This window comes from Pseudomonas soli, assembly GCF_021283165.2.
In the GTDB taxonomy this organism is placed as follows: domain Bacteria; phylum Pseudomonadota; class Gammaproteobacteria; order Pseudomonadales; family Pseudomonadaceae; genus Aquipseudomonas; species Aquipseudomonas soli.
In genome coordinates, this window is sequence record NZ_CP128543.1 from 5,869,531 (window position 1) to 5,894,817 (window position 25,287).

The 25,287-nt window shown below is 63.8% G+C and carries 23 protein-coding genes; 11 read left to right on the forward strand and 12 right to left on the reverse strand.

Annotation, left to right across the window (positions count from 1 at the left end):
* Nucleotides 1-38: 38 nt before the first annotated feature.
* Nucleotides 39-1,328 carry an MFS transporter gene (locus LU688_RS27100; RefSeq protein WP_023629869.1) on the reverse strand — a complete coding sequence of 430 codons (1,290 nt, stop codon included), beginning with the start codon at nt 1,326-1,328 and terminating at the stop codon, nt 39-41.
* A gap of 362 nt (nt 1,329-1,690) precedes the next feature.
* On the opposite strand from LU688_RS27100, the gene LU688_RS27105 reads away from it, so the two are divergent.
* Together LU688_RS27105 and LU688_RS27110 are read left to right on the forward strand one after the other, a co-directional pair.
* On the forward strand, nt 1,691-2,089 hold the full coding sequence (locus LU688_RS27105; RefSeq protein ID WP_003253317.1) for an acyl-CoA thioesterase: 399 nt from the start codon (nt 1,691-1,693) through the stop codon (nt 2,087-2,089).
* A 73-nt stretch (nt 2,090-2,162) separates the two neighbouring features.
* Nucleotides 2,163-3,059: a D-hexose-6-phosphate mutarotase gene (locus tag LU688_RS27110; protein ID WP_094010892.1), complete on the forward strand. Its 897-nt coding sequence runs from the start codon at nt 2,163-2,165 to the stop codon at nt 3,057-3,059.
* A 51-nt stretch (nt 3,060-3,110) separates the two neighbouring features.
* Here the strand turns inward: LU688_RS27110 and LU688_RS27115 are convergent, their stop codons facing one another.
* From LU688_RS27115 to LU688_RS27135, 5 genes are all read right to left on the reverse strand, one after another.
* Nucleotides 3,111-3,644 carry a DUF3299 domain-containing protein gene (locus tag LU688_RS27115; protein WP_023629867.1) on the reverse strand — a complete coding sequence of 178 codons (534 nt, stop codon included), beginning with the start codon at nt 3,642-3,644 and terminating at the stop codon, nt 3,111-3,113.
* A 49-nt stretch (nt 3,645-3,693) separates the two neighbouring features.
* The gene (locus LU688_RS27120; RefSeq protein WP_023629866.1) at nt 3,694-3,939 is read right to left on the reverse strand and encodes a GlsB/YeaQ/YmgE family stress response membrane protein; all 246 of its coding nucleotides are present in this window, start codon (nt 3,937-3,939) and stop codon (nt 3,694-3,696) included.
* 96 nt (nt 3,940-4,035) lie between these two features.
* Nucleotides 4,036-5,118 carry a 5-(carboxyamino)imidazole ribonucleotide synthase gene (locus LU688_RS27125; RefSeq protein ID WP_023629865.1) on the reverse strand — a complete coding sequence of 361 codons (1,083 nt, stop codon included), beginning with the start codon at nt 5,116-5,118 and terminating at the stop codon, nt 4,036-4,038.
* Nucleotides 5,119-5,129: 11 nt separating this feature from the next.
* Nucleotides 5,130-5,621 (reverse strand): 5-(carboxyamino)imidazole ribonucleotide mutase, encoded by a 492-nt coding sequence (gene purE, locus LU688_RS27130; RefSeq protein ID WP_031314848.1) that lies wholly within the window; start codon nt 5,619-5,621, stop codon nt 5,130-5,132.
* Between the two features lie 172 nt (nt 5,622-5,793).
* Nucleotides 5,794-6,723, reverse strand: coding sequence for a LysR substrate-binding domain-containing protein (locus LU688_RS27135; protein WP_232887949.1), 930 nt, complete (start codon nt 6,721-6,723; stop codon nt 5,794-5,796).
* A 181-nt stretch (nt 6,724-6,904) separates the two neighbouring features.
* On the opposite strand from LU688_RS27135, the gene aspA reads away from it, so the two are divergent.
* The 4 genes from aspA (at nt 6,905) to LU688_RS27155 (ending at nt 11,845) form a co-directional block, all read left to right on the forward strand.
* On the forward strand, nt 6,905-8,329 hold the full coding sequence (aspA, locus tag LU688_RS27140) for an aspartate ammonia-lyase (protein ID WP_031314847.1): 1,425 nt from the start codon (nt 6,905-6,907) through the stop codon (nt 8,327-8,329).
* A 263-nt stretch (nt 8,330-8,592) separates the two neighbouring features.
* Complete coding sequence (locus LU688_RS27145) at nt 8,593-9,585, forward strand: AraC family transcriptional regulator (RefSeq protein ID WP_023629862.1); 993 nt, start codon at nt 8,593-8,595, stop codon at nt 9,583-9,585.
* Nucleotides 9,586-9,698: 113 nt separating this feature from the next.
* Nucleotides 9,699-10,739, forward strand: a complete 1,041-nt coding sequence (locus LU688_RS27150) for a histone deacetylase family protein (protein WP_038707625.1) — start codon at nt 9,699-9,701, stop codon at nt 10,737-10,739.
* A 2-nt stretch (nt 10,740-10,741) separates the two neighbouring features.
* A complete protein-coding gene (locus LU688_RS27155) occupies nt 10,742-11,845 on the forward strand; it encodes an extracellular solute-binding protein (RefSeq protein WP_094010890.1) in 1,104 nt (367 codons plus the stop codon).
* Between the two features lie 28 nt (nt 11,846-11,873).
* Here the strand turns inward: LU688_RS27155 and pdxR are convergent, their stop codons facing one another.
* Nucleotides 11,874-13,403 (reverse strand): MocR-like pyridoxine biosynthesis transcription factor PdxR, encoded by a 1,530-nt coding sequence (gene pdxR / locus LU688_RS27160; RefSeq protein ID WP_094010889.1) that lies wholly within the window; start codon nt 13,401-13,403, stop codon nt 11,874-11,876.
* Between the two features lie 90 nt (nt 13,404-13,493).
* On the opposite strand from pdxR, the gene LU688_RS27165 reads away from it, so the two are divergent.
* Genes LU688_RS27165 through LU688_RS27175 form a run of 3 tightly spaced genes read left to right on the forward strand, consistent with a single transcriptional unit; the run spans nt 13,494 to nt 15,260 of the window.
* Nucleotides 13,494-14,123 (forward strand): FMN-binding negative transcriptional regulator, encoded by a 630-nt coding sequence (locus tag LU688_RS27165; protein ID WP_094010888.1) that lies wholly within the window; start codon nt 13,494-13,496, stop codon nt 14,121-14,123.
* A gap of 11 nt (nt 14,124-14,134) precedes the next feature.
* Nucleotides 14,135-14,581, forward strand: coding sequence for a GNAT family N-acetyltransferase (locus tag LU688_RS27170; protein WP_023630196.1), 447 nt, complete (start codon nt 14,135-14,137; stop codon nt 14,579-14,581).
* 7 nt (nt 14,582-14,588) lie between these two features.
* Nucleotides 14,589-15,260 (forward strand): GNAT family N-acetyltransferase, encoded by a 672-nt coding sequence (locus LU688_RS27175; protein WP_094010886.1) that lies wholly within the window; start codon nt 14,589-14,591, stop codon nt 15,258-15,260.
* A gap of 68 nt (nt 15,261-15,328) precedes the next feature.
* On the opposite strand, the gene oadA is transcribed toward LU688_RS27175, so the two are convergent.
* The gene (gene oadA, locus LU688_RS27180; protein ID WP_023630198.1) at nt 15,329-17,137 is read right to left on the reverse strand and encodes a sodium-extruding oxaloacetate decarboxylase subunit alpha; all 1,809 of its coding nucleotides are present in this window, start codon (nt 17,135-17,137) and stop codon (nt 15,329-15,331) included.
* Nucleotides 17,138-17,148: 11 nt separating this feature from the next.
* Nucleotides 17,149-18,564, reverse strand: a complete 1,416-nt coding sequence (locus LU688_RS27185) for an acetyl-CoA carboxylase biotin carboxylase subunit (protein WP_023630199.1) — start codon at nt 18,562-18,564, stop codon at nt 17,149-17,151.
* A 204-nt stretch (nt 18,565-18,768) separates the two neighbouring features.
* Between LU688_RS27185 and LU688_RS27190 the strand changes: the two genes are divergently transcribed.
* On the forward strand, nt 18,769-19,716 hold the full coding sequence (locus LU688_RS27190; RefSeq protein WP_167335941.1) for a LysR family transcriptional regulator: 948 nt from the start codon (nt 18,769-18,771) through the stop codon (nt 19,714-19,716).
* Here the strand turns inward: LU688_RS27190 and LU688_RS27195 are convergent.
* Nucleotides 19,658-19,876, reverse strand: a complete 219-nt coding sequence (locus LU688_RS27195) for a PA3496 family putative envelope integrity protein (RefSeq protein WP_081941302.1) — start codon at nt 19,874-19,876, stop codon at nt 19,658-19,660. The two genes, LU688_RS27190 and LU688_RS27195, sit on opposite strands and share 59 nt — an antisense overlap.
* Before the next feature lie 136 nt (nt 19,877-20,012).
* Entirely contained in the window at nt 20,013-20,879 is an 867-nt protein-coding gene (hexR, locus tag LU688_RS27200) for a transcriptional regulator HexR (protein WP_023630201.1), read from the reverse strand.
* A gap of 103 nt (nt 20,880-20,982) precedes the next feature.
* On the opposite strand from hexR, the gene zwf reads away from it, so the two are divergent.
* The gene (gene zwf / locus LU688_RS27205) at nt 20,983-22,425 is read left to right on the forward strand and encodes a glucose-6-phosphate dehydrogenase (protein WP_094010885.1); all 1,443 of its coding nucleotides are present in this window, start codon (nt 20,983-20,985) and stop codon (nt 22,423-22,425) included.
* Here zwf and LU688_RS27210 read toward each other — a convergent pair.
* On the reverse strand, nt 22,422-25,283 hold the full coding sequence (locus LU688_RS27210; RefSeq protein WP_094011058.1) for an EAL domain-containing protein: 2,862 nt from the start codon (nt 25,281-25,283) through the stop codon (nt 22,422-22,424). The genes zwf and LU688_RS27210 overlap by 4 nt on opposite strands.
* Nucleotides 25,284-25,287 lie beyond the last annotated feature (4 nt).

Genomic DNA, 25,287 nt, shown 5'->3' on the forward strand with positions numbered 1-25,287 from the left:
CCTTTACAGGATGTTGCGGAGGGGACTTAGAGCGGGTTTCAGCGTTTGCGCGCGAGCAGATAGATGCCCACCAGCAGACCAACGGCGCACAGGCACGCCACGTAATAGGCGGGTGCCATCGGACTGAACTTGAGCAGCGCGGTCACCACCATCGGCGTCAGGCCACCGAAGATCGCGTAGGCGAGGTTGTAGGAGAACGACAGGCCGCTGAAGCGCACGACAGGCGGGAACGCCTTGACCATCACGTAAGGCACGGCGCCGACGATACCCACGCACAAGCCAGTCAGCGCATAGAGCGGGAACAGCAGGTCCGGGCGGGTCGGCAGGCTGTGGTAGAAGGCCCAGGACGACGCCAGCAGCATCAGGCTGCCGACGATGAACACTCGCCCGGCACCGAAACGGTCGGCCAGGCTGCCAGCGCCGACGCAGCCCAGGCTGAGCAGCACGATAGCCAGGCTATTGGCCTTGAGCGAGTCGGTGGGGCTGACGTGGTAGAGGCTCTGCAGCAATGCCGGGGTCATGAGGATGATCACCACGATGCCGGCCGACAGCAGCCAGGTGAGCAGCATCGAGAGGATGATCGCGCCGCGATGATCACGCAGCACCGCGCGCAGTGGCAGCTCCTCGGCCAGGGCCTTGCGTGCCTGCATTTCGGCGAACACAGGGGTCTCATGCAGCCAGCGGCGCAGGTAGACCGCGAAGAAGCCGAACACCCCACCGAGCAGGAATGGAATACGCCAGGCGTAGTCCGCCACTTCCTCGGGGCTGTAGATCGTGTTGATCAGCGTCGCCACCAGCGAGCCAAGCAGAATGCCCGAGGTCAGGCCGGCGGTCAGGGTGCCGCAAGCATAGCCGGTGTTGCGCGCCGGCACGTGCTCGGAGACGAACACCCAGGCCCCCGGCACCTCGCCACCGATGGCCGCGCCCTGGATAACCCGCATCAACAGCAGCAGGATCGGCGCCCACAGGCCAATCTGCGCATAGGTGGGCAGCAGCCCCATCACCAGGGTCGGCACGGCCATCATGAAAATGCTCAGGGTGAACATCTTCTTGCGTCCGAGCAGGTCGCCGAAGTGGGCCATGACGATGCCACCCAATGGCCGGGCGAGGTAGCCGGCGGCGAAGATGCCGAAGGTCTGCATCAGGCGCAGCCATTCGGGCATGTCGGCCGGGAAGAACAGCTTGCCCACCACAGTGGCGAAGAACACGAAGATGATGAAGTCGTAGAACTCCAGGGCACCGCCCAGGGCGGACAGCGAGAGGGTCTTGTAGTCACTGCGGGACAACGGCCGGGACGGCTGCTCGATACTGCTCTGCACGGAGGTCATCGCTGTTCTTTCTCTTGTAGGTCTGCGGACCGCTTGGCATGCGGCTTCTGGATTGAATAGTCGGCGAAGATAGCAAATTGCCGAGCTGCGCTCATAGCGGTACAAAATCCATACAGATATTCATGAATGCGCGGTCGTCGCTGGCTGTGCAGGTATATATACTGCCCGCTCGTAGGAAAAGGTTGCTTATCCTGAGGGATGTTGTGCGAAAACGTCGGTCATCGTTGTCAGACTGTTTCGCAGAGTTTCCCTGAGGCCGCCCCCTGAAGCGAAATCAGCGTAGTATGCGTGCTGCTGAATCGTTTTTACGGCGTCCGTTATTGCGCCACCAACGAAGCGTCACGGGTCAGAGGCCCCACGGCATGATTGAGCTCGAACAAGAAGATCCTATCCCGCAAGGCGACCTGGCCTTGCAGATCACCGCGCTGCCGCGCGAAACCAATGGTTTCGGCGATATCTTCGGCGGCTGGCTGGTCGCCCAGATGGACCTGGCCGGCACCGCCATGGCCAGCCGCGTCGCCGGAGGCCGAGTGGCCACGGTAGCCATCGATCGCATGGCGTTCCTGGTCCCGGTGGCCGTGGGCGCGCAGTTGTCCTTCTATACCCAGACCCTGGAAATCGGCCGCAGCTCGATCCAGATGATGGTCGAGGTATGGAGCGACGACCCGCTGTCCAGCGAATGGCGCAAGGTTACCGAGGCGGTGTTCGTGTTCGTCGCCATCGATGGCAGTGGTCGCACCCGCTCCGTACCTCGTCGCTGAGCCTGGCCAGCGGTAAACTCATTGCACGTCACCGGGTCCAACGGCCTGACAGACAATCAATGAGACGAACGCAATGGCTAACTTCACGGTCGAGACCGAGCTGCACGGCGAACTCAACTGCTGGCGCATCACCAGCGATCATGCCGAACTACTGATTGCCCAGCAGGGCGCCCAGGTTCTGAGCTATCAGCGCCTGGGCGAGCCTCCGCTGCTGTGGCTGAGCGACCAGGCCATCTTCCGCCAGGGCAAGTCGGTGCGTGCCGGCGCTCCCGTGTGCTGGCCGTGGTTCGGTATCTTCGAGCGCAATCCCGATACGGTCAAAGCCATGTTCAAGGGCGAGCAGCCGCCCGCCCACGGCCTGGTGCGTGGCCGTGACTGGCAGTTGTTGCGCGCCGAGGAACACGGCGACCACCTGCAGGTCGAGTTCGAATTGCCCGAAGCCCAGGGTGACCTGCCGGGTTGGCCTCATGAGGTCCAGCTCAAGCTCCTGGTAGAGCTGGGTGACCAGCTGAAGCTCACCCTCACCAGCTACAACCTCGGCAATACCGATGTCACCCTGAGCCAGGCGCTGCACAGCTACTTCGCCGTGAGCGATGTGCGCCAGGTGCAAGTGGAAGGCGTGGACGGGCTGGCCTACATCGAAACACTGGCCAATTGGGAACAGCGCAAACAGCAGGGCAACCTGGGTTTCGCGGGCGAGACTGATCGCATCTACCTGAACGCGCCCGATCGACTGGCGATTGTCGATCCGCACTGGAACCGACGCACCACCCTTACTGCTGGCGGCTCAAGCACCGCGGTGATCTGGAACCCCTGGACCGACCGCGCCCGCGACCTGCCGGACATGGCCGACGATGGCTGGCAGCGCATGCTGTGCATCGAGACGGCGAATGTGATGGATGACGTGGTGGTGCTCAAGCCAGGGGCGACTCATGCGATGAGCGTGGCAATCGGTAGCGAAGCGCTCTGAAATCGCTATCGCGGGGCGGCCCGACTTGCCCCGCGATACGCTCTGCCAGGCTCAGAGGTCCGCATCCTCCACCACCCTCACCTGCCCCGCCTCCAGTGCATAGGCCGCATCCGCCAAGTCATTGCTGACCGCCTCCACCTTCAAGGTGCCGGTCACCCACAGCGGCGTGTAGATGTCGTCGATCTTCAGCCCTTTCGGATACCGCACCAGCACCAGCTGGTTCGGTGGCGGCGGCGGTACATGGATGCACGCCCCTGGGTAAGGCACCAGGAAAAACAGCGTGCTGTTGCCTTTGGCATCGCTCTCCAGCGGCACCGGATAACCACCCAGGCGGATCTGCCTGCCGTTCATGGCGGCCACGGTCTTGGTCGAGTACATCACTGCCGGCAGGCCCTTGCTCTGCTTCAGCCCACCCTTGGCGGTGAAGGTGCCCAGGGCTTCCGGGGAGTTGTGATCGATCTCGGGCATCTGCTCGAGCGCCTTCTGGTCCGACTTGGGCATCAGTTCCAGCCAGTCGGTCTCGGGCAGTTCGGCATGGGCCAGGGCGCTGGCCAGCAACAGGGGAATGAGGGATAACGCACGCATGGAAATGCTCGGCAACTCAGGATGAATTGCCGGGCATTCTAGCGGGAATTCAGCGTTTCTTGATGAAGCCGTAGATCACCAGCAGGATGATCGCGCCGACCAGGGCCCCGAAGAAGCCCGCGGCCTGCCCGGCCTGGTAGATGCCCAGGGCTTGTCCGCCGTAGGTGGCGGCCAGGGAACCGGCGATGCCGAGGAGAATGGTCATGATCCAGCCCATGCTGTCGTCACCCGGTTTCAGGAAACGCGCCAGCAGGCCGACGATCAGGCCGATGAAGATGGTTCCAATGATGCCCATGGCAATCCCTCTGTGATGAACATGAGACATGCCAAAGCCTAGTCAGCGCTTCGGCATGTTGCCATCTCAGAGCGGCAATGCCCGGCAGAAGTTCGATCAGCCGGCGATCAACGCCTCTACTTCGGCAATCTTGGCCTTCAAGGTGGCCATGTCCTGGCAGCGCAGGGTGGCGTGGCCAACCTTGCGCCCGACCTTGAATGCCTTGCCGTAGTGGTGCAGGTGGCAGTCATCGATGGCGACGACTTTCTCCACTGCTGGCACTTCGCCGATGAAGTTGAGCATGGCGCTTTCGCCGACCTTGGCGGTCGAGCCCAGCGGCAGGCCGGCCACGGCGCGCAGGTGGTTCTCGAACTGGCTGCACTCACTGCCTTCGATGGTCCAGTGCCCGGAGTTGTGCACACGCGGGGCGATTTCGTTGGCCTTCAGGCCACCGTCCACTTCGAAGAACTCGAAGGCCATGACGCCCACGTAGTCGAGTTTCTGCAGCACGCGGCCAACGTAGTCTTCGGCCAGGGCCTGCAACGGGTGCGCCTCGCTGGCCACCGACAGGCGCAGGATGCCGCTGTCATGGGTGTTGTGCACCAGCGGGTAGAAGCGGGTTTCACCGTCGCGGGCGCGCACGGCCACCAGCGACACTTCCCCGGTGAACGGCACGAAGCCTTCCAGCAGGCACGGCACGCTGCCCAGTTCGGCAAAAGTGTCGACCACGTCTTCGGGCTTGCGCAGGACCTTCTGGCCCTTGCCGTCGTAACCCAGGGTGCGGGTCTTGAGCACGGCCGGCAGGCCAATGCTTGCCACCGCGGCATCGAGGTCCGCCTGCGAGAGGATGTCGGCAAAGGCCGGGGTGGGAATCCCCAGATCGCGGAACATGCTCTTCTCGAACAGGCGATCACGGGCGATGCGCAGGGCCTCGGCGCTCGGATAGACCGGGACGAACTGCGAGAGAAAGGCCACGGTCTCGGCCGGCACGCTTTCGAACTCGAAGGTCACCAGGTCGACTTCGTCGGCCAGCTGGCGCAGATGGTCCTGGTCACCGTAGTCGGCACGCAGGTGCTCGCCCAGCGGCGCGGCGCAGGCGTCTGGTGCCGGGTCGAGGAAAGCGAAGTTCATGCCCAGCGGGGTGCCCGCCAAGGCCAGCATGCGGCCCAGTTGGCCACCACCGATTACACCGATCTTCATGGGTTTCAGCCTCAAGCCTGACGCGGGTCTGGATTATCCAGCACGGTGTCGGTCTGCTCGGTGCGGAACTGCTTGAGCGCCGCGTGGAACTGCGGGTGCTTGGCCCCGAGGATGCTCGCCGACAACAAGGCTGCGTTGATCGCGCCGGCCTTGCCGATGGCCAGGGTGGCGACCGGGACGCCAGCAGGCATCTGTACGATCGACAGCAGCGAATCAACACCCGAGAGCATCGACGATTGCACCGGCACACCGAGCACCGGCAGATGGGTCTTGGCGGCGCACATGCCCGGCAGGTGGGCGGCGCCGCCGGCGCCGGCGATGATCACTTCGATGCCGCGGCCTTCGGCCTCATCGGCGTACTGGAACAGCAGGTCCGGGGTGCGGTGGGCGGAAACCACCTTCACTTCGTAGGGAATGCCGAGTTTTTCCAGCATATCGGCGGTGTGGCTAAGGGTGGACCAATCGGACTTGGAGCCCATGATCACGCCAACCAGTGCACTCATCGTCGAGCCTCTTCGCTTGTGCGCCCGCAGGCGCGTCAAAAAACAACAAGCCACGCGGGACGACCGGCGTGGCTTGTTTGCTGATCATGACCGGAATCTATCCGGTCGAGGGGCCGCGCAGTATAGCGTAACGTTGCGCGGTCACGGCACCCCCGGCGACCAACTGTCGGCCTTATTTTTCGGGGGTTTGGCTGACTTTTGGGTCAACTGAACCGCCCTCCAGCTTGCGCCACAGCAAGCGCACGTTGGCCTTGCGCACCAAGGCGCAGCGATACAGGCGGATTTCCAGTGGCACATGCCACTGGCTGCCACCGCAGATCGCCAGCTCGCCACGCTCCAGTTCGCCGCGCATCGACAGCTTCGGGACCCAGGCGATGCCCATGCCTTCGAGCGCCATGCTCTTGAGACTGTCGGCCATGGCCGTCTCATAGACAGTGGTATAGCGCAGGTTGCGCTGGCGCAGCAGCAGGTTGACCGACCGACCGAGGAAGGCGCCGGCGCTGTAGGCCAGCAAGGGCACGCTGGCCTCCCCCTCCAGGTCGAACAGCGGCTCGCCGTCGGGGCCCACGGCACACACCGGAAGCATTTCGGTATTGCCCATGTGCAGCGACGGGAAGATCTCGGCGTCCATCTGCAGCGCCGCGTCCGGGTCATAGAAGGCCAGCATCAGGTCGCAGCCGCCTTCGCGTAATGCATGCACCGCATCACCGACGTTGGTGGCGACCAGGCGCGTGGCGATGTTAAGGCCATCGTTGCGCAATTGCGCCACCCAGCGGGGGAAAAAGCCCGATGCCAAGGAGTGCGCGGCCGAGACCTGGATCACTTCGCCCTGACCGCCTTCGAGGTGATGTAAATGGCGGAGAACTTCGCTCAACTGGTCGACAACGGTGCGTGCAGTGACGAGAAACAGCTGCCCGGCCTCGGTCAGTTCGATGGGTGTGCGGGAACGATTCACCAAGGTCAACCCAAGCGCCGCTTCCAAGCTGCGTATGCGTCGGCTAAACGCTGGCTGGGTAACGAACCGGCGCTCGGCCGCTTGCGAGAAACTGCGGGTCGAGGCCAGGGCACTGAAGTCCTCCAGCCATTTGCTTTCGAGGTTCATCGACTACTCCGCACTGCGTGCACCAAAATGGAACACGCTCGATTGTCAATCGGCGTCACATCAAACCGTATGCCGTTTGCGCATAGGTTAGCGTGCAACAGCATTGGCCGCAAAATCTGGGCAGCCCTAGCATTGGCGCCATTCCGGCAGGTGCCGGGTCAAAATCGAGATGATATCCATCATGTCCTCCGCTGCATCGTTCCGCGTCGAAAAAGATCTGCTTGGTACCCTTGAAGTCCCTGCCGATGCCTACTACGGCATCCAGACTCTGCGCGCTGCCAACAACTTCCACCTCTCCGGTGTTCCGCTGTCGCACTACCCGAAACTGGTAGTCGGCCTGGCGATGGTCAAGCAGGCAGCTGCTGACGCCAACCGTGAGCTGGGGCACCTGAGCGATGCCAAGCACGCCGCGATCAGCGCAGCCTGCGCACGACTGATCAAAGGCGACTATCACGAGCAGTTCGTGGTGGACATGATTCAAGGCGGTGCTGGTACTTCCACCAACATGAACGCCAACGAAGTCATCGCCAACATCGCGCTGGAGGCCATGGGTCACCAGAAGGGTGAGTACCAGTACCTGCACCCGAACAACGATGTGAACATGGCGCAGTCGACCAACGACGCCTACCCGACCGCGATTCGTCTGGGTCTGCTGCTGGGCCACGACGCCCTGCTGGCTAGCCTCGACAGCCTGATCCAGGCCTTCGCTGCCAAAGGTAAAGAGTTCGACCACGTTCTGAAGATGGGCCGTACCCAGCTGCAAGACGCCGTGCCGATGACCCTGGGCCAGGAATTCCGCGCCTTCGCCACCACCATGACCGAAGACCTGCAGCGCCTGCGCTCGCTGGCTCCGGAACTGCTGACCGAAATCAACCTGGGCGGCACCGCCATCGGTACCGGCATCAATGCCGACCCGGGCTACCAGATGCTGGCCGTCCAGCGCCTGGCGATCATCAGCGGCCAGCCGCTGGTGCCGGCTGCCGACCTGATCGAAGCCACCTCCGACATGGGCGCCTTCGTGCTGTTCTCCGGCATGCTCAAGCGCACCGCGGTCAAGCTGTCGAAGATCTGCAACGACCTGCGCCTGCTGTCCAGCGGCCCACGCACCGGCATCAACGAGATCAACCTGCCGGCGCGCCAGCCAGGCAGCTCGATCATGCCAGGCAAGGTCAACCCGGTTATCCCGGAAGCCGTCAACCAAGTCGCGTTCGCCATCATGGGCAACGACCTGGCCCTGACCGTCGCCGCCGAAGGTGGCCAGCTGCAGCTGAACGTGATGGAACCGCTGATCGCCTACAAGATCTTCGACTCGATCCGCCTGCTGCAACGCGCCATGGACATGCTGCGCGAGCACTGCATCGTCGGCATCACCGCCAACGAACAGCGCTGCCGTGAACTGGTCGAGCACTCGATCGGCCTGGTCACCGCCCTGAACCCATACATCGGCTACGAAAACGCCACCCGTATCGCCCGCGTCGCCCTGGAAACCGGCCGCGGCGTGCTGGAACTGGTGCGCGAAGAGAAGCTGCTGGACGAAGAGATGCTCAACGACATCCTGCGTCCGGAAAACATGATCGCTCCCCGTCTGGTTCCGCTGAAGGCGTAACCCAGACCGCTGCAAACAGTCTCACCAGGTCGAGGGACTAGACACCTCTCAACCTTTCAAGGGCCCGAGCGCATGCTACGGGCCCTTTTTTTATGCCTGCGAAATGCTGTTGATAGGGGAGCGGCCGTGGGAGCGGGCTTGCCTCGCGATATTGATGCGGGCCTCAACTACGCCATCGCGGGGCAAGCCTGCTCCCACGCCACGCCGCGTACCCGGCACACAACTTGCTCGGTAATTCTCCCCAGCTCAACGGGATGCCGAGCATGCTGCACAGCCACCTCACCACCCTCAACGCCGTTTCGCTGATCCTCCAGGTGTTCCAGGAAGACGGCGTGGACGCGCAGCACATGCTCGCCGGCAGCGGCATAGGTCCCGCAGACCTGGGCCACGCCGATGCGCGCATCACCACCCAGCAGGAACTGCAGGTCTGCGCCAACGCCGTGGCCCGGCGCCAGGACATCGGCCTGGAACTCGGCCGGCGCATGCACGTGTCGTGCTACGGCATGCTCGGTTACGCCCTGCTCTCAAGTGCCACTTTGGGTGACGCCCTGCGCCTGGCGCTGACCTTTCCGGCACTGCTGGGAACAGTCTTTCAGCTGCGCCTGGTGGACGATGGCCAGCGCGTGTGGCTCAGCGCCAGCGACCATTACGACGCGCCTGGGCTGGCCGCCTTCAATGCCGAATTCTGCCTGCTGTCGCTGAAAGTGATCTGCGATGACCTGCTCGGCCGCCAACTACCGTTGCTGGCGGCGCGTTTCGAACACCCGCGCCCGGGCTACCACGCGCTCTATGACCCTGCATTCCAGTGCCCACTCGGCTTCGGCGCCAGCGACAATGCCTTCGCTTTCGAACGACACTGGCTGGACATGCCCCTGCCCCTGGCCGACCCGATCACCCACAAGGCCATGGGCGAACGCTGCCGGCGCCTCAACCTGGAGTTCACCGGCCGCCAAGCTTGGCTGGGGCGGATCCGCCAGCTGCTGCTGCGACAACTGGATGCCGCGCCTGGGCTGGAAGGCTTGGCACGGCAGATGAACTGCTCGTCGCGCACACTGCGCCGGCATTTGCAGGCGCTGGGCAGCAGTTATCAACAGCTCCTCGACGAGCTGCGCTTCGAGCGGGCCAAGCAGTTGCTGGCCGAGGACCAGATGCCGATCTACCGCATTGCCGAAACATTGGGGTTCAGCGAGACCGCGAGCTTCCGACATGCCTTCCAGCGCTGGAGCGGCGTGGCGCCAAGCCATTTTCGCGGTTGACCGGTTACGGACGGCTTGGCCACATCGATCCCCTTTTGGCCGTTTGCGACGTTCTCCAGTACCGGGCAGTCCGTAAAAATGGCTCCACGCCAGTGAATACGGAGAACAACAACGTGCTGACGATCTATTCCGATGACCACCGCCTGCACCATGGCCGCTGCGAGCTCATCGACGGCAAGCTGATGCCCTGTTTCGAAATGCCGTCGCGCGCCGACCACGTCCTGGAGCGCGTCAAGCAGCGCAACCTCGGGCCCGTGCAAGGCCCCGCCGACTTTGGCCGCGCGCCGCTGCAGCGCATCCACAGCGCCGACTACCTGGATTTCTTCGAAGGCGCCTGGGCCCGTTGGGCCGCGCTTGGCCAGGAAGGTGACCTGCTGCCGTTCACCTGGCCGGCGCGCACCCTGCGCCAGGTCAAACCCAGCGGCCTGCACGGCGAGCTCGGTTATTACAGCTTCGACGCCGGCGCACCGATCACCGCCGGCACCTGGCAGGCCGCCTACAGCGCCGCCCAGGTCGCCCTGACCGCCCAGGCCGCGATCCAGCAAGGCGCCCATGCCGCATTCGCCCTGTGCCGGCCACCAGGGCACCACGCCGCAGGCGAAGTGATGGGGGGTTACTGCTACCTCAACAACGCAGCCATTGCCGCCCAGGCCTTCATCGACCACGGCCGGCGCAAGGTAGCCATCCTCGACGTCGACTATCACCACGGCAACGGTACGCAGGACATTTTCTACACCCGCAACGACGTGTTCTTCGCCTCGATCCACGGCGACCCGCAGGACGAGTTCCCGTTCTTCCTCGGCTACGCCGACGAGATCGGCGAAGGTGCCGGCGAAGGCTGCAACATCAACTACCCGCTGCCTGCCGGCAGCGACTGGGCAGCCTGGAGCGCAGCCCTCGAAGACGCCTGCCAGCGCATCGCCACCTTCGATGCCGATGTGCTGGTGATCTCCCTTGGCGTGGATACCTTCAAGGACGACCCCATCTCCCAGTTCAAGCTCGACAGTCCCGACTACCTGGCGATGGGCAAGCGCATCGCCCAGCTGGGCAAGCCGACCTTGTTCGTGATGGAGGGCGGCTACGCTGTGGAGGAAATCGGCATCAACGCGGTCAATGTGCTGGAAGGCTTCCAGCAGGCCCAGCCAGGAGCGTGAACATGACCCGACTCAAACGTCTGCTCGCCCCGCTCGTCGCCGCCGGCCTGTTCGCTGGCGCACTGCAGGCACACGCCGAACAGCGTACCCTGCGGGTATACAACTGGTTCGACTACATCACCCCGCAAACCCTGGTCGACTTCCAGAAGGACAGCGGGGTCAAGCTGATCTACGACATCTTCGACACCAATGAAGCACTGGAAGCCAAGCTGCTCACCGGCAACTCCGGCTATGACGTGGTGGTGCCGTCCAACGTGTTCCTCGCCAAGCAGATAGAAGCCGGCGTGTTCCAGCCCCTCGATCGGGCGAAGCTGCCCAACTGGCAACACCTTGACCCGGCACTGATGAAGCTGATCGAGGCCAATGACCCCGGCAACAAGTTTGCCGTGCCTTACATGTACGGCACGGTGCTGATCGGCTTCAACCCGGCCAAGGTCAAGGCGGTGCTCGGCGACGACGCACCGGTGGCCAGCTGGGACCTGATCTTCAAGGAAGAGAACATCGCCAAGCTCAAGCAGTGTGGCGTGGCGCTGCTTGATTCGCCGTCGGAGATCCTGCCGCTGGCGCTGTCGTACCTGGGCCTGGACCCCAACAGCGGCAAGCCGGCCGACTATCAGAAAGCCCAGGACCTGCTGCTGAAGATCCGCCCGCATGTAACCTACTTCCACTCGTCCAAGTACATGGCCGATATCGCCAATGGTGATATCTGTGTGGCGGTGGGCTACTCGGGCAGCTTCTCCCAGGCCGCGAATCGGGCTCGTGAAGCGAAGAACGGCGTGGTGGTGGACATGCGTCTGCCGAAGGAAGGCGCGCCGATCTGGTTCGACATGCTGGCGATCCCCAAGAACGCCGCCAACCCGGAAGATGCCCACACATTCATCAACTACCTGTTGCGACCAGAAGTGATCGCACCGATCAGCGACTTCGTCGGCTACCCGAATCCGAACAAGGATGCGACCGACAAGGTCAGCCCGGCGATCCGCAACAATCCAAACCTGTACCCGACGGCGGAGGCAATGGCCAAGTTGTACACGCTCAAGCCGTTGCCACGGGATGCCGAGCGGGCGCGGACGCGGGCCTGGACCAAGATCAAGTCGGGGACCTGATGTTTTTGGGGCTGCAGAGCGGCCCCATTCAATCTCGCCAGGCCTTGCGCAGGCGCATCAAAGCCTGCGCAATCTCCCCTTCTGGCACTGCCGCGAATCCCAGTACCAGCCCTGCCCTCGTATCCGCAGGTTCCGCGCTGTCCTCCAGCCAGTAGCTGCTCAGCGGAGTGACCTCCACCCCCACCGCCTCCGCCCGCGCCACCAACTCCTGCTCCCGCGCCAAGTTATCCACAGCCACCTTCACATGCAGCCCTGCTGCGACGTCTGGCATTGCCCCCAGCCCCGGTACATCCACGGGCCAACCGGCCTTCAGCACATTCCTGCGGGCCAGCGCCGCCCGGCGCATACGGCGGATATGCCGCTGGAAATGCCCTTGGGCCATGAACTGCGCCATGACACATTGCGTGCCGACTTCCGAGTGACGCACCGCCAGCGCCTTGGCCTGGCTGAATGCCCGCACCAGGCGTCCGGGCAGCACCAGGTAACCCAGCCGCAAAGCCGGAAATGCGATCTTGCCGAACGTTCCGACGTACAGCACCCGGCCCTGCCGATCCAGTGCCGCCAGCGGTGCCAAAGGCGCACCGCTGTAGCGGTACTCACCATCGTAATCGTCCTCGACGACCCAACCGTCCTGGCGCTCGGCCCAGGCCAGCAACGCCAGGCGCCGGGCCAGGCTCATGGTCACACCGGTGGGGTACTGGTGAGCCGGGGTCACGTAAGCCAGCCGGCAATCCGGCAGCTCGGCCAGGCGCGCACAGTCCATGCCCTCTTCGTCTACCGGCACGCCGCTGACCCTTGCCCCCGCCAGGGCGAAGGCGTGCCCGGCAGCGCGGTAGCCCGGGTTTTCCACAGCCACCCCGTCACCAGGCTGCAACAGCAACTGTGCACAAAGGCTGATCGCCTGCTGCGCACCACTGGTGATCACAATTTGTTCAGCACTGCAGGAAAGCCCTCGCGATCGACGCAGATAGGTGGCAATCAAATCACGCAACGGCAGCTCCCCTGCCGGGTCGCCATAGCCGAGCAGCGCCGGGTCGGGATTTCGCCAGAAACCCGCTTGCAGCTTGGCCCAGACCTCGAAAGGAAACAGGTCGAAGGCTGGCAGGCCAACCCTGAAAGCCCTCGGCGCATCGCCTTTTGGCGGCGGCAGATGGTGCTTTTTCAGACGCAACAACGGCTCGCTGCACAGCGCAAAACTGGATAAATCCTCAGTATCAGACGCCTCAAATGTGGATAAGTCTGTTGATAACACCAGGGATAACCCTGTGGACAGTTGTGTGGATAGTTTTCCCAGGCGGCTTACATAGGTGCCATCGCCTACCCGGCTTTCTATAAAGCCCTCGGCATACAACTGGTCATAGGCACGCACCACGCTGTTGCGCGACAACGCGAGCACCGCCGCAAGGTCACGGGTGGCCGGCAGCCGAGTGCCGCCTTCCAGGCGCCCATCCAGCACGCGCGCGCGCAAGGCCTGGTAAAGCTGCTGGCTAAGCCCGCGATGGCGATCCAGGACGATCCCTGCCGGATCGAAAGGCAACGCGTGGGTACGTTCGCTCATGGTATTGGACCTATCAAAACAGTCACGAATGGCTCTTACACAGAGCCAATAGCCTGCCTAGCATGAAGCCACAGCACAAGGAACACCGGCATGTACAACAGCAAACCGCATCAGGAACATGACCTTGCCCGCCTGCACCAGCACATGCTGCACACCCGCCTGGCAACGCTGGTCAGCCACGGTGAGCACGGGCTGCTGGCCACCCATCTGCCCGTGCTGGTCACCACCGGCGAGGGCGAATTCGGCACGGTCTACGGCCACCTCGCCAGGGCCAACCAGCAGTGGCAAGACCTGGCACAAGGCGCTGAAGCCTTGCTGGTATTCCCCGGCGCCGACGCCTATGTCAGCCCTGGCTACTACCCGAGCAAGACGGACAACCCCAAGGTGGTGCCCACCTGGAACTACATGGCGGTGCATGCCTGGGGCCCGGTGGAGGTGATCCACGCACCGACGCAATTGCTGGACATCGTCAGCCGCCTGACCGACCGCCATGAGCAAGGCCGCGCAGCACCGTGGAGCGTCGCCGATGCTCCGGCTGACTACCTTGACGGCATGCTCCGCGCCATCATCGGTATCCGCCTGCCGATCGCCCGCCTGCAGGGCGCACGCAAGCTCAGTCAGAACCGTTCGGCGCAAGACATCGCCGGGGTCCGCGCAGGCCTGGCCGCCAGCGCCGACCCTGTGGATAACCAACTCGCCGCGCACATGCGCGACCTCTGAAGGAAAAGCCCATGACCAGCATCACCCTGCGCCCGGTGGGCGCCAACGACCACGCCGCCTGGCTACCCTTGTGGCAGGCCTACCTGCGCTTCTACCAGGCCGAACTGCCCGACGCAGTCAACACCAGCACCTGGCAACGCCTGCTCGATGCGAACGAGCCCACCCACTCGGCGTTGGCCTGGGTCGATGGCAAGGCGGTGGGGATGGTCAACTTCATCTACCATCGTTCCAACTGGAGCATCGAGAACTCCTGCTACCTGCAGGACCTCTACGTGGACAGTGAAGTGCGTGGCCTGGGCATCGGTCGGCAGCTCATCGAGCATGTCTACGCCACGGCCAAGGCCGCCGGCTGCATCAAGGTGCACTGGCTGACCCACGAGACCAACGCCACCGCCATCAGCTTGTACGAGCAGGTCGCCGAGCGACCGGGCTTCATCCAATTCCGCAAAGCACTGTAGGCCGCCCATGAACGACGCATTGAACTGGAAACCCGCCGGTACGCCCAAGGCCGAGCCCATCGAAGGCCGTTTCATCAGCCTGGAGAAGCTTGACCCGGCGCGCCATGGCAACGACCTTTGGGAAGTACTGCAAGGTCCGGGCTCGGACCCAGCGCTATGGGACTATCTGCCCTACGGCCCGTTTGCTGGGCGCGCCAGCTTCGACCGCTGGCTGGAAGGCAACGCCGCCAGCCGCGACCCGCTGTTCTACAGTGTGATCGACCGCGCCAACGGCCAGGTTCAGGGCATCCTCAGCTACATGTCGATCGTCCCCGAACACGGCCGCTTCGAGATTGGCCACATCGCCTTCGGCGCCGCCATGCAACGCACACCCAAGGGCACCGAGGCGGTTTACCTTTTGAGCAAACTGGGCTTCGAGCTGGGCAATCGCCGGCTGGAATGGAAGTGCAACGACGCCAATGCCCGCTCCAAGCGCGCGGCCGAACGGTTCGGTTTTGTGTTCGAGGGCGTGTTCCGCAACCACATGGTGGTCAAGGACCGTAATCGCGATACAACGTGGTATTCGATTACCGATACCGAATGGCCGACCGTGGCGGCGGGGTTCGAGCGTTGGTTGAGTGAGGAAAACCAGCAGCCTGAGGGACAAGTCCGCACGCTGGAAGCGTGCCGCGTGGGCTGATTTATCCAGACAAAAAAAGGGGAGCATCCGCTCCCCAGAGGTTAACAGCTTGTAGATGAAGGCTTCTGTCAGCCTTCGATCTCGATCAGGATTTCGCCCGGGGTCACCCGGTCGCCCTTGGCCACGTGAATGGCCACGACCTTGCCGGCGATCGCTGCCTGGACTTCGGTCTCCATCTTCATCGCCTCGGTGATCAGCACCGCCTGGCCGGCCTTGACCACGTCGCCTTCCTTGACCAGCACATCGACGATGTTGCCCGGCATGCTGGTGCTGACGTGGCCCGGCGCGCTGGCCTGCTTGCGCTTGCTGCCGCCACCGCCGACGAATTCGTTGAGCGGCTCGAACACCACTTCTTCCGGCATGCCGTCGATGGACAGGTAGAAGTGGCGCTTGCCTTCGGCCTTCACGCCGACACCGGTGATATCGACGCGGTAGGTTTCACCGTGGACATCGATGACGAACTCGGTCGGCACGCCTTCACCGCCCACCGCCCCCACCGCGCCAGCTTCCGGAATCGGCAGCAAGGCTTCTGGCTTGAGGGTGCCGGCTTCACGCTCCTCGAGGAACTTGCGGCCGATGTCGGGGAACATGGCGAAGGTCAGCACGTCCTCCTCGGAGTGCGCGAGGCTGCCGATGTCGGCGCGCAGCTTGGCCATCTCCGGCTTGAGCAGGTCGGCCGGGCGCACGTCGATCACGTCCTCGCTGCCGATCGCCTGGCGCCGCAGCTGCTCGTTGACCACACCGGGGGCTTTGCCGTAGCCGCCTTGCAGGTACAGTTTCACTTCATTGGTGATGGTCTTGTAGCGCTCGCCGGCCAGCACGTTGAAGAACGCCTGGGTGCCGACGATCTGCGAGGTCGGGGTCACCAGCGGCGGGAATCCCAAGTCTTCGCGCACCCGCGGGATCTCCGCCAGCACTTCGTTCATGCGGTTGAGCGCGCCCTGCTCCTTGAGCTGGTTGGCCAGGTTGGAAATCATCCCGCCCGGTACCTGGTTGACCTGCACGCGGGTATCCACGGCGGTGAACTCGCTTTCGAACTGGTGGTACTTCTTGCGCACGGCGTAGAAGTACAGGCCGATCTCCTGCAGCAGCTCGAGGTCCAGGCCGGTGTCGAACTCGCTGCCCTTTAGCGCGGCGACCATCGACTCGGTGCCCGGGTGGCTGGTACCCCAGGCGAAGCTGGAGATCGCGGTGTCGATATGGTCGACGCCGTTCTCGACGGCCTTGAGCTGACACATCGCGGCCAGGCCGGCAGTGTCGTGGGAGTGGATGAACACCGGCAATGACTGCTCGGCTTTCAGTGCCTTGACCAACTCGCCGGTGGCGAACGGGGTCAACAGGCCAGCCATGTCCTTGATCGCCACCGAGTCGCAACCCATGGATTCCATCTGCTTGGCCTGCTGAACGAAGGCATCGACGGTATGCACCGGGCTGGTGGTGTAGGCGATGGTGCCCTGGGCGTGCTTGCCGGCGGCTTTCACCGCCTCGATGGCCACGCGCAGGTTACGCACATCGTTCATGGCGTCGAAGATGCGGAACACGTCGATGCCGTTGACCGCGGCCTTGGCCACGAAGGCCTTGACCACATCGTCGCTGTAATGGCGGTAGCCCAGCAGGTTCTGCCCGCGCAGGAGCATCTGCAGGCGGGTGTTGGGCAGCGCGGCACGCAGCTTGCGCAGGCGCTCCCACGGGTCTTCCTTGAGGAAGCGCACGCAGGCGTCGAAGGTGGCGCCGCCCCAGACTTCCAGCGACCAGTAGCCGACCTTGTCGAGCTTGTCGCAGATCGGCAGCATGTCTTCGGTGCGCATGCGGGTGGCCAGCAGGGACTGGTGAGCGTCGCGCAGGATCGTGTCGGTAACAAAGATTTTCTTGGACATTATTCGGTTCCTCACAGGCCTGCGTGGGCGGCGATGGCGGCGGCGATGGCCAGGGCCAGCTCTTCGGGTTTGCGCTTGATCGAGTAGTTGGTCAGTTCAGGGTGGCTTTCGACGAAGCTGGTGTTGAACTGGCCGCTACGGAATTCCGGGTTGCGCAGGATTTCCTGGTAGTACGCGGCAGTGGTCTTGACCCCCTGCAGGCGCATGTCGTCCAGGGCCCGCAGGCCGCGGTCCATGGCTTCTTCCCAGGTCAACGCCCAGACCACCAGTTTCAGGCACATGGAGTCGTAGAACGGGGGAATGGTGTAGCCCGTGTAGATCGCCGTGTCGGTACGCACACCCGGGCCGCCCGGGGCGTAGTAGCGGGTGATCTTGCCGAAGCTGGGCAGGAAGTTGTTCTTCGGGTCTTCGGCGTTGATGCGAAACTGCAAGGCAAAGCCGCGGTGCTGAATGTCTTCCTGCTTGATCGACAGCGGCAGGCCGGAGGCGATGCGGATCTGCTCGCGAACGATGTCGATGCCGGTGATTTCCTCGGTGATGGTGTGTTCCACCTGCACCCGGGTGTTCATCTCCATGAAGTACACCTCGCCATCGGCGAGCAGGAACTCCACGGTACCGGCATTCTCGTAGTCCACCGCCTTGGCCGCGCGCACGGCCAGGTCGCCGATGTAGGCACGCTGCTCAGGGGTCAACTGCGGGCTCGGGGCGATCTCGATGAGTTTCTGGTTGCGGCGCTGGATCGAGCAGTCGCGCTCGAACAGGTGCACCACGTTGCCGAAGCTGTCACCGAGAATCTGCGCCTCGATATGCTTGGGGTTGACGATGCACTTTTCCAGGAACACTTCCGCCGAGCCGAAGGCCTTGGTGGCCTCGGAAATTACCCGGGGGAAGTTCTGTTCCAGTTCCTCGCGGCTGTTGCAGCGGCGAATGCCGCGCCCGCCGCCACCGGAGGTGGCCTTGAGCATCACCGGGTAACCGATGCGGTCGCCTTCCTGCAGGGCTTCATGAATATCGGCGACGTTGCCTTCGGTGCCGGGGGTGACCGGCACGCCGGCCGCGATCATGGTGCGGCGCGCTTCGGTCTTGTCACCCATGCGGCGAATGACGTCGGCAGCCGGGCCGATGAACTTGATCCCGCGTTCAGCGCAGATCTCCGCCAGTTCGGCGTTTTCCGACAGGAAACCGTAGCCGGGATGCAAGGCATCGCAGCCGGTCTCGACAGCAAGGTTCACCAGCTTGCGCGGGTTCAGGTAGCCGGCCAGGGGCTCGGCACCGATGCTGTAGGCCTCGTCGGCGCGCTTGACGTGCAAGGCGTGGCGGTCGGCGTCGGAGTAGATCGCCACGGAGCGAATGCCCATCTCGGCGCAGGCACGCACGATCCGTACTGCAATCTCACCCCGGTTGGCGATCAGGATTTTTGTTATCACTGGAGTCTTCCCAAAGCCGTAGGAACAGACGATCCGGTTCTACCGGTCGGCGCGTGACCAAACGTCGCTGGCCAGTCGCATATCCACCCTAGCGCTGAAGGTCGATAAACAAAAATCAATATTTGTTAGAGGCAGCATAAGCAAAAGCTTATAGTTGGGTAACAAGGTTTTGCCGGAGCACCGCAAAAAATGCGCAAGTCATTGATGCGTATGACTTTACGTCAGCTGCAGGTCTTCAACGAAGTGTGTGATTTGCGCTCCTACAGCCGGGCGGCCGAAGAGATGGCGCTGACGCAACCCGCCGTTAGTCTACAGATCCGCCAGCTCGAGGAGCTGGTTGGCCAGCCGCTGTTCGAGTATGTCGGCAAGAAGCTCTACCTGACCGAGGCCGCCGAAGCGCTGCAACGCGCCAGCCGGGATATCTTCGGGCGCCTGGAAAACCTCGATATGCAGCTGTCGGACATGCAGGGCTCACTGCAGGGGCAGCTGAAACTGGCGATCGAATCCAGCGCCAAGTACTTCGTGCCACACCTGTTCGCCGCCTTCAAGCAGCGCCACCCGGAGGTCAACCTCACCTTGACGGTGGTCAACCGTGCCCAGGCGATCAGGCGCCTGTCGGACAACCGCGACGACCTGGTCATCATGTCCATGGTGCCCCAGGACATGGGCCTCGAGTTCCTGCCCTTCCTGAACAACCCGATCATCGCCGTGGCACCGCCGCAACACCCGTTGTGCAAGCCGGACAGCCTGCGCCTGCAGGATCTCGAACCGCACACCTTGCTGGTCCGTGAACAGGGTTCTGGCACCCGCAAGGCCTGCGAGGAGTTTTTCAAGGACAAGCGCGTGCATTTCACCCAGACCCTCGAGGTGGCCTCCACCGATGCCCAGCGCGAATGCGTGGTGGCCGGGCTGGGCATCGCCCTGCTGACCCGTCATGCGGTCAACATGGAACTGGCCACCGGCATGCTCAGGGAGTTGCCGGTGGAAGAACTGCCGTTGTACCGCAGCTGGTGCCTGGTGCAGTCCCGGAGCAAGCGGCAATCGCCGGTGGCCCTGGCGTTTCAAGCGTTCATCCGCAGCGAACGTGCAATGATCAGCGGGCTTGTTGAGCGTTTCTCGGGGAAGTTGCCGCCGATACCTGCCACACCGTGAGGTCCTGCAGGTCGGGGTAGTCGGCCAGTTCGCGCAGCAACTGGCGTTGGTCGCAGTAGCATTCGATCGCGCGGCGGTACTCCATGCGGCGCTGATCCTTTTCCTGCTGCTTGCGAGCCTTGGCGTTGGGTTGGTACACACCGTCGTGATCACGTGCCATTGCCTGTCTCCCAGAAAGGATGCGGGGAGTTTCAGACTGGCCTCAGTGGTTTACGGTTTGGCGGTGGATTGGTGACGAAATGATGAAACCTGCATGGGCGCGGGCCAGCCCGCCCCCATGCGAGCACAGCCTTGAATCAGTCGTCGGTCGCCTTGATCGACTTGGGCGACAGGCGCAGGCTGCGCAAGCTGCGCTTCACGCTCTTGAGGTGGTTGACCAGGCTCGGCCCGCGGGCCATTGCCACGCCCATGGCCAGCACGTCGATCACAACTAAGTGGGCGATGCGCGAGGTCAGCGGCGTGTAGATTTCGGTGTCCTCATGTACGTCGATGGCCAGGTTGACCGTCGACAGCTCGGCCAGCGGTGTCTGGCTCGGGCACAGGGTGATCAGGTTGGCACCGCTCTCGCGCACCAGGTTGGCGGTGATCAGCAGGTCCTTCGAGCGACCCGACTGGGAAATGCACACCGCCACATCGCCCGGCTTGAGCGTGACAGCCGACATTGCCTGCATGTGCGGATCGGAATAGGCCGCCGCGCTGAGCAGCAGGCGGAAGAACTTGTGCTGCGCATCCGCCGCGACCGCGCCCGAGGCGCCAAAACCATAGAACTCCACGCGCTGGGCCTGGGCCATGGCCGTCACCGCCTGCTGCAAGGCTTGCGGGTCGAGGTGCTCGCGTACTTCCATCAAGGTATGCAGGGTGGTGTCGAAGATTTTCAGGCTGTAGTCGGCGACCGAGTCGTCTTCATGGATGGCAAATTGACCGAAGCTGGCACCGGCAGCCAGGCTTTGCGCCAGCTTGAGCTTGAGATCCTGGAAGCCCGAGCAACCGATCGCCCGGCAGAAGCGCACGATGGTCGGTTCGCTGATACCCACGCTGTGCGCCAGATCGGCCATGGAGCTGTGCATGACGGCAGCCGGATCGAGCAGCACATGGTCGGCCACTTTGAGTTCCGATTTGCGCAGCAGGTGCCGCGATTGGTCGATATGTTGCAACAGATTCACGGGCTGGACTCGGTTATGATCGGCGTGCCGGGATGTAGCTTTCTTGTAGTTATACTACATGCTTGCCAACCCGCCCAGCTAATCGAACGTGGAGAGTGGTGGTTTGACGATTCCTTGCGACATCCTGGTCTTCGGCGGCACGGGCGACCTGGCCCTGCACAAACTGCTCCCGGCGCTCTACCACCTGTATCGCGAATCCCGCCTGCACACCGCCGTGCGGATTATCGCCCTGGCCCGACGCAACCTGCCGCGCAACGACTACGTCAAGCTTGCCGAGCGCCATTGCCGGGCGCAGGTCGCCCGCCAGGACTTCGACGAAGACGTCTGGCAGCGCTTTTCGGCGCGGCTCGACTACTTCCCCATGGACGCGGCGCAGAGCGCTGACTTCGGCCGCCTGGCCCGCTACCTGGGTGAGCCCGGCGGCCTGACGCGGATCTTCTACCTGGCCACCGCGCCCAAGCTGTTCGTGCCGATCGCCACTCACCTGCGCATCGCCGGCCTGGCCGACAGCGAAGCGCGCATCGTGCTGGAAAAGCCCATCGGCCACTCGCTTGAGTCGGCCACCGCGATCAACGAAGCGATCGGCGCGGTGTTCGACGAGTCCCAGGTCTTTCGCATCGACCACTACCTGGGCAAGGAAACCGTGCAGAACCTCATGGCCCTGCGCTTTGCCAACGCCTTGCTCGAGCCGGTATGGCGCAACGGCCAGGTCGACCATGTGCAGATCAGCGTCTGTGAAACCCTCGGCGTGGAAAACCGCGGCGCCTACTACGACCGTGCCGGCGCTACCCGCGACATGCTGCAGAACCACCTGCTGCAACTGCTCTGCCTGGTGGCCATGGAGCCCCCCTCGCAGTTCGAGGCCGAAGCGGTACGCGACGAGAAGGTGAAGATCCTCCGCGCCCTCAAGCCCATCACCGGCCAGGACGTCCAGGACAAGACCGTGCGCGGCCAATACGGCGCCGGCAAGATCGGCGGCCAGGAAGTGCCGGCCTACTATTTCGAGAAGGACGTGGACAACGACAGCGACACCGAAACCTTCGTCGCGGTCCAGGCGCACATCGACAACTGGCGCTGGGCCGGCGTGCCGTTCTACCTGCGTACCGGCAAGCGCATGGCGCGGCGCTCGTCGCAGATCGTCATCCAGTTCAAGCCCGTGCCGCACGAGCTGTTCAGCGGCGGCCAGGTCAACCAGCTGCTGATCCAGCTACAACCGGATGAGCACATCAGCTTGCGCATGATGACCAAGAGCCCGGGCAAAGGCATGCGCCTGGCGCCGGTCGAGCTGGACCTCAACCTGGCCCAGGCCTTCGCCCAGACCCGCCGCTGGGAGGCCTACGAACGGCTGTTGCTGGATGTACTCGAAGGCGATTCGACGCTGTTCATGCGCCGCGACGAGGTCGAGGCCGCGTGGGCCTGGATCGACCCGATCCTGCAGGGCTGGGAGGAGCACTTCCAGGCGCCGCGCCCTTACCCCGCCGGCAGCAATGGCCCGGAACAGGCCAACAGCCTGTTGGCGCGCCAGGGCCAGGCCTGGCACGCCTAGCCCAACAGGTCGGCGGTCGAAAGCCCTAGCAGCGCTTTGAACGACGCGGCATCGACCGGCCGGCTGATCAGGTAGCCCTGCACCTCGTCACAGCCGTGCTCGCGCAGGAACTGCAACTGTTCACGGGTTTCCACCCCTTCGGCCACCACCTTCAATTGCAGGCTCTGCGCCATGGCGATGATCGCCCGGGTAATGGCCGCATCTTGCGTGCCTTCAAGCAGCCCGCGGATGAACGCCTGGTCGATCTTTACGTAGTCGACCGGGAAGCGCTTGAGGTAGCTCAGTGACGAGTAGCCAGTGCCGAAATCGTCGATGGCCAGCTTAACCCCCAGCGCGTGTAGCTGCTCGAAGGTGGCGATGATGTGCTCGACACTGTCCAGCAACTGGCTTTCGGTCAGTTCCAGCTCCAGCAGGTGCGGCGCCAGGCCGGACTCCTGCAGGACCTGGCGCACCAGGCTGACCAGCTTGCCCTGGCGCAACTGGTACACCGACAGGTTGACCGAAACACGCACCTCCAGGCCCTGGCGCAACCACTCGCAGGCTTGCCAACAGGCCTGGCGCAGCACGAACTCGCCCATGGGCGCGATCAATCCGGTTTCCTCCGCCAGGCCAATGAACTCGCTGGGTGGCACCATGCCCCATTGCGGGTGCTGCCAGCGTACCAAGGCCTCGGCCGCGTGCAACTGACCGGTGCGCAGGCACAGCTTGGGCTGGTAGTAGACCAGCAGCTGGCCTTCGTCTATGGCCTTGCGCAACTGATTCTCCAGCTGCAGGCGCTCAAGGGTGCTGGCACGCAGGCTCTCGGTATAGAACTGGAAGCTGTCGCCGCCCAGATGCTTGGCATGCTGCTTGGCCATGTCGGCCTGGCTTACCAGGGCATTGAGGTCCAGGCTGGCATCGGACAGCAGGCTGATACCCACCGAGGCGCTGATCACCACCTCGTGCCCGCCCACACGCTGGGGCACTCGCAGTTTGTCCAGCAACCGGGTAGTGACGCGCACCAGGCTGGATAAGTTGGTATAGCCGTCGAACAGCACCGCGAACTCGTCGCCGGATAGGCGCGCCACGGTATCGGCTTCGGGCACCGCGTTGGCCAGGCGCTGGGCCATCTTCTTCAGCAACTGGTCGGCCAGCTCATGACCCAGGCTCTCGTTGAGCAGCTTGAAGCGGTCCAGGTCAACATGCAGCAGCGCCAGGCTGCGGCCATTCAGACGCATGCGTTGCGCCGCCTCGTGCAGACGCAGGCGGAACAGCGCACGGTTGGCAAGGCCGGTGAGGTCATCGTAGTGCGCCAGATAGCGCAGGCGCTCCTCGGATTCGCGGCGCGCCGACAGGTCGGTGAAGAAGCCGACGATATTGACGATACGCCCCCGCACATCGCTCACGCTGTTGAGCTGCAACCATTGGGGATAGAGCTCGCCGCTCTTGCGCGCCTCGACCAACTCACCCTGCCAGCGCCCCTGCTGGTCCAGCGCCTGGTCGATGGCCTGGCTGTGGCGCCGGGCGTCGCGGCTGCAGGGTAGCTCCAGGGCGTTGCGGGCGATCAACTCGGCCCGGCCGTAGCCGGTGACATCGCAGAAAGCCTGGTTGACCGCCAGCAGCTGGAAGTCGGCATCGAGAATGGCGATCCCCTCGCTGGCTGCCTCGAACACCGTCGCGGCGAGCCGCTGCTGCTCCTCCTGCTCCTTCTGTGCGGTGATGTCACGGCGGGTGCCCAGCATGCGCAGGACCTTGCCCTGGGCATCGGATTCCACCGCCCGCCCACGGTCCTCGATCCAGCACCAGTGGCCTTGGGCGTGACGCACCCGGTACTCGACCCGGTAGTCCTCGGTGCGCCCCTTGAGATGTTCGACCAGCGTGCGCCGCAGCACCGGCAAATCATCGGGGTGCAGCCGCGGCTTGAGGTCGGCGCGTACCGAACGCACCTGGTCGGCATCGAGGCCGAACAGGGCATGCAGTTGTGTGTGATGGACTTCGTCGGTCTCCAGGTTCCAGTCCCACAGCCCCAGCTCGCTGGCCTGCAGGGCCAGGGCCAGGCGCTGCTCGCTCTTGCTCAGGGCCTGGTTGGCCTGGTCCAGCTCATGGCTACGTTCGGCCACGCGCTGTTCAAGGCCGGCATGGGCCTGGCGCAGGTCGTCCTCGGCCTGACGGCGCTGGGCGATTTCGGCGCTGAGCTTGCGGTTCAGGCCCTCGCTGTGGCGCTGGGCGCACTGCAGATGCTCGATCAGCGCCTGGTTCTGGAAGCGGCGCAGCAAGCCACGCTCGATCAGGCGATTGACCTGCCAGGCCACCACCATCAGCGCTACCAGCAGGATCAGCCCCAGCCAGCCCCAGCCACGCTGGTGCCCGGCGTCATAGACGAAGAGAAACGCGATCGGCGGCAGCAGGCACGGCACCGCGAAGCTGAGAAACGCCGGCAGGCTGACCGCGTAGGCGACACTGGCCGACAACGCCGCTGCCCCGAGCAGGCCGAATACCCAGGCCTGCTGCACGAAGTTGTCCGCCGGCGCCAGGGCGATCACCGCACTGGCCAAGGTCAGGCCGCTGAACGCCGAACCGAGCAGGAACATCCTCCGCCAGGCTGGCTTGGCCTGGCGAACCGGTGTCGCCGATTCGAAGGCCGCCACCTGGATCACCCGCAGCACCACCAGTGCCAGCAGCCAGGCCATCCACACACCAACCAGCAGATAGCGCCCAGGGCTCCACAGCAGCCAGGCGCTGAGCAGGCCGTTGAGCAGCATGAACAGGGTGGGCAGCAGAGAGCCCTGGTACAGCAGGCGAGTCCGCTCGATCGACAGCTGGGTGGCGAATTGCCTGCGAACGCTCCGTGTCGTCTCCGGCGATGCTCCGATCGCCATGCAA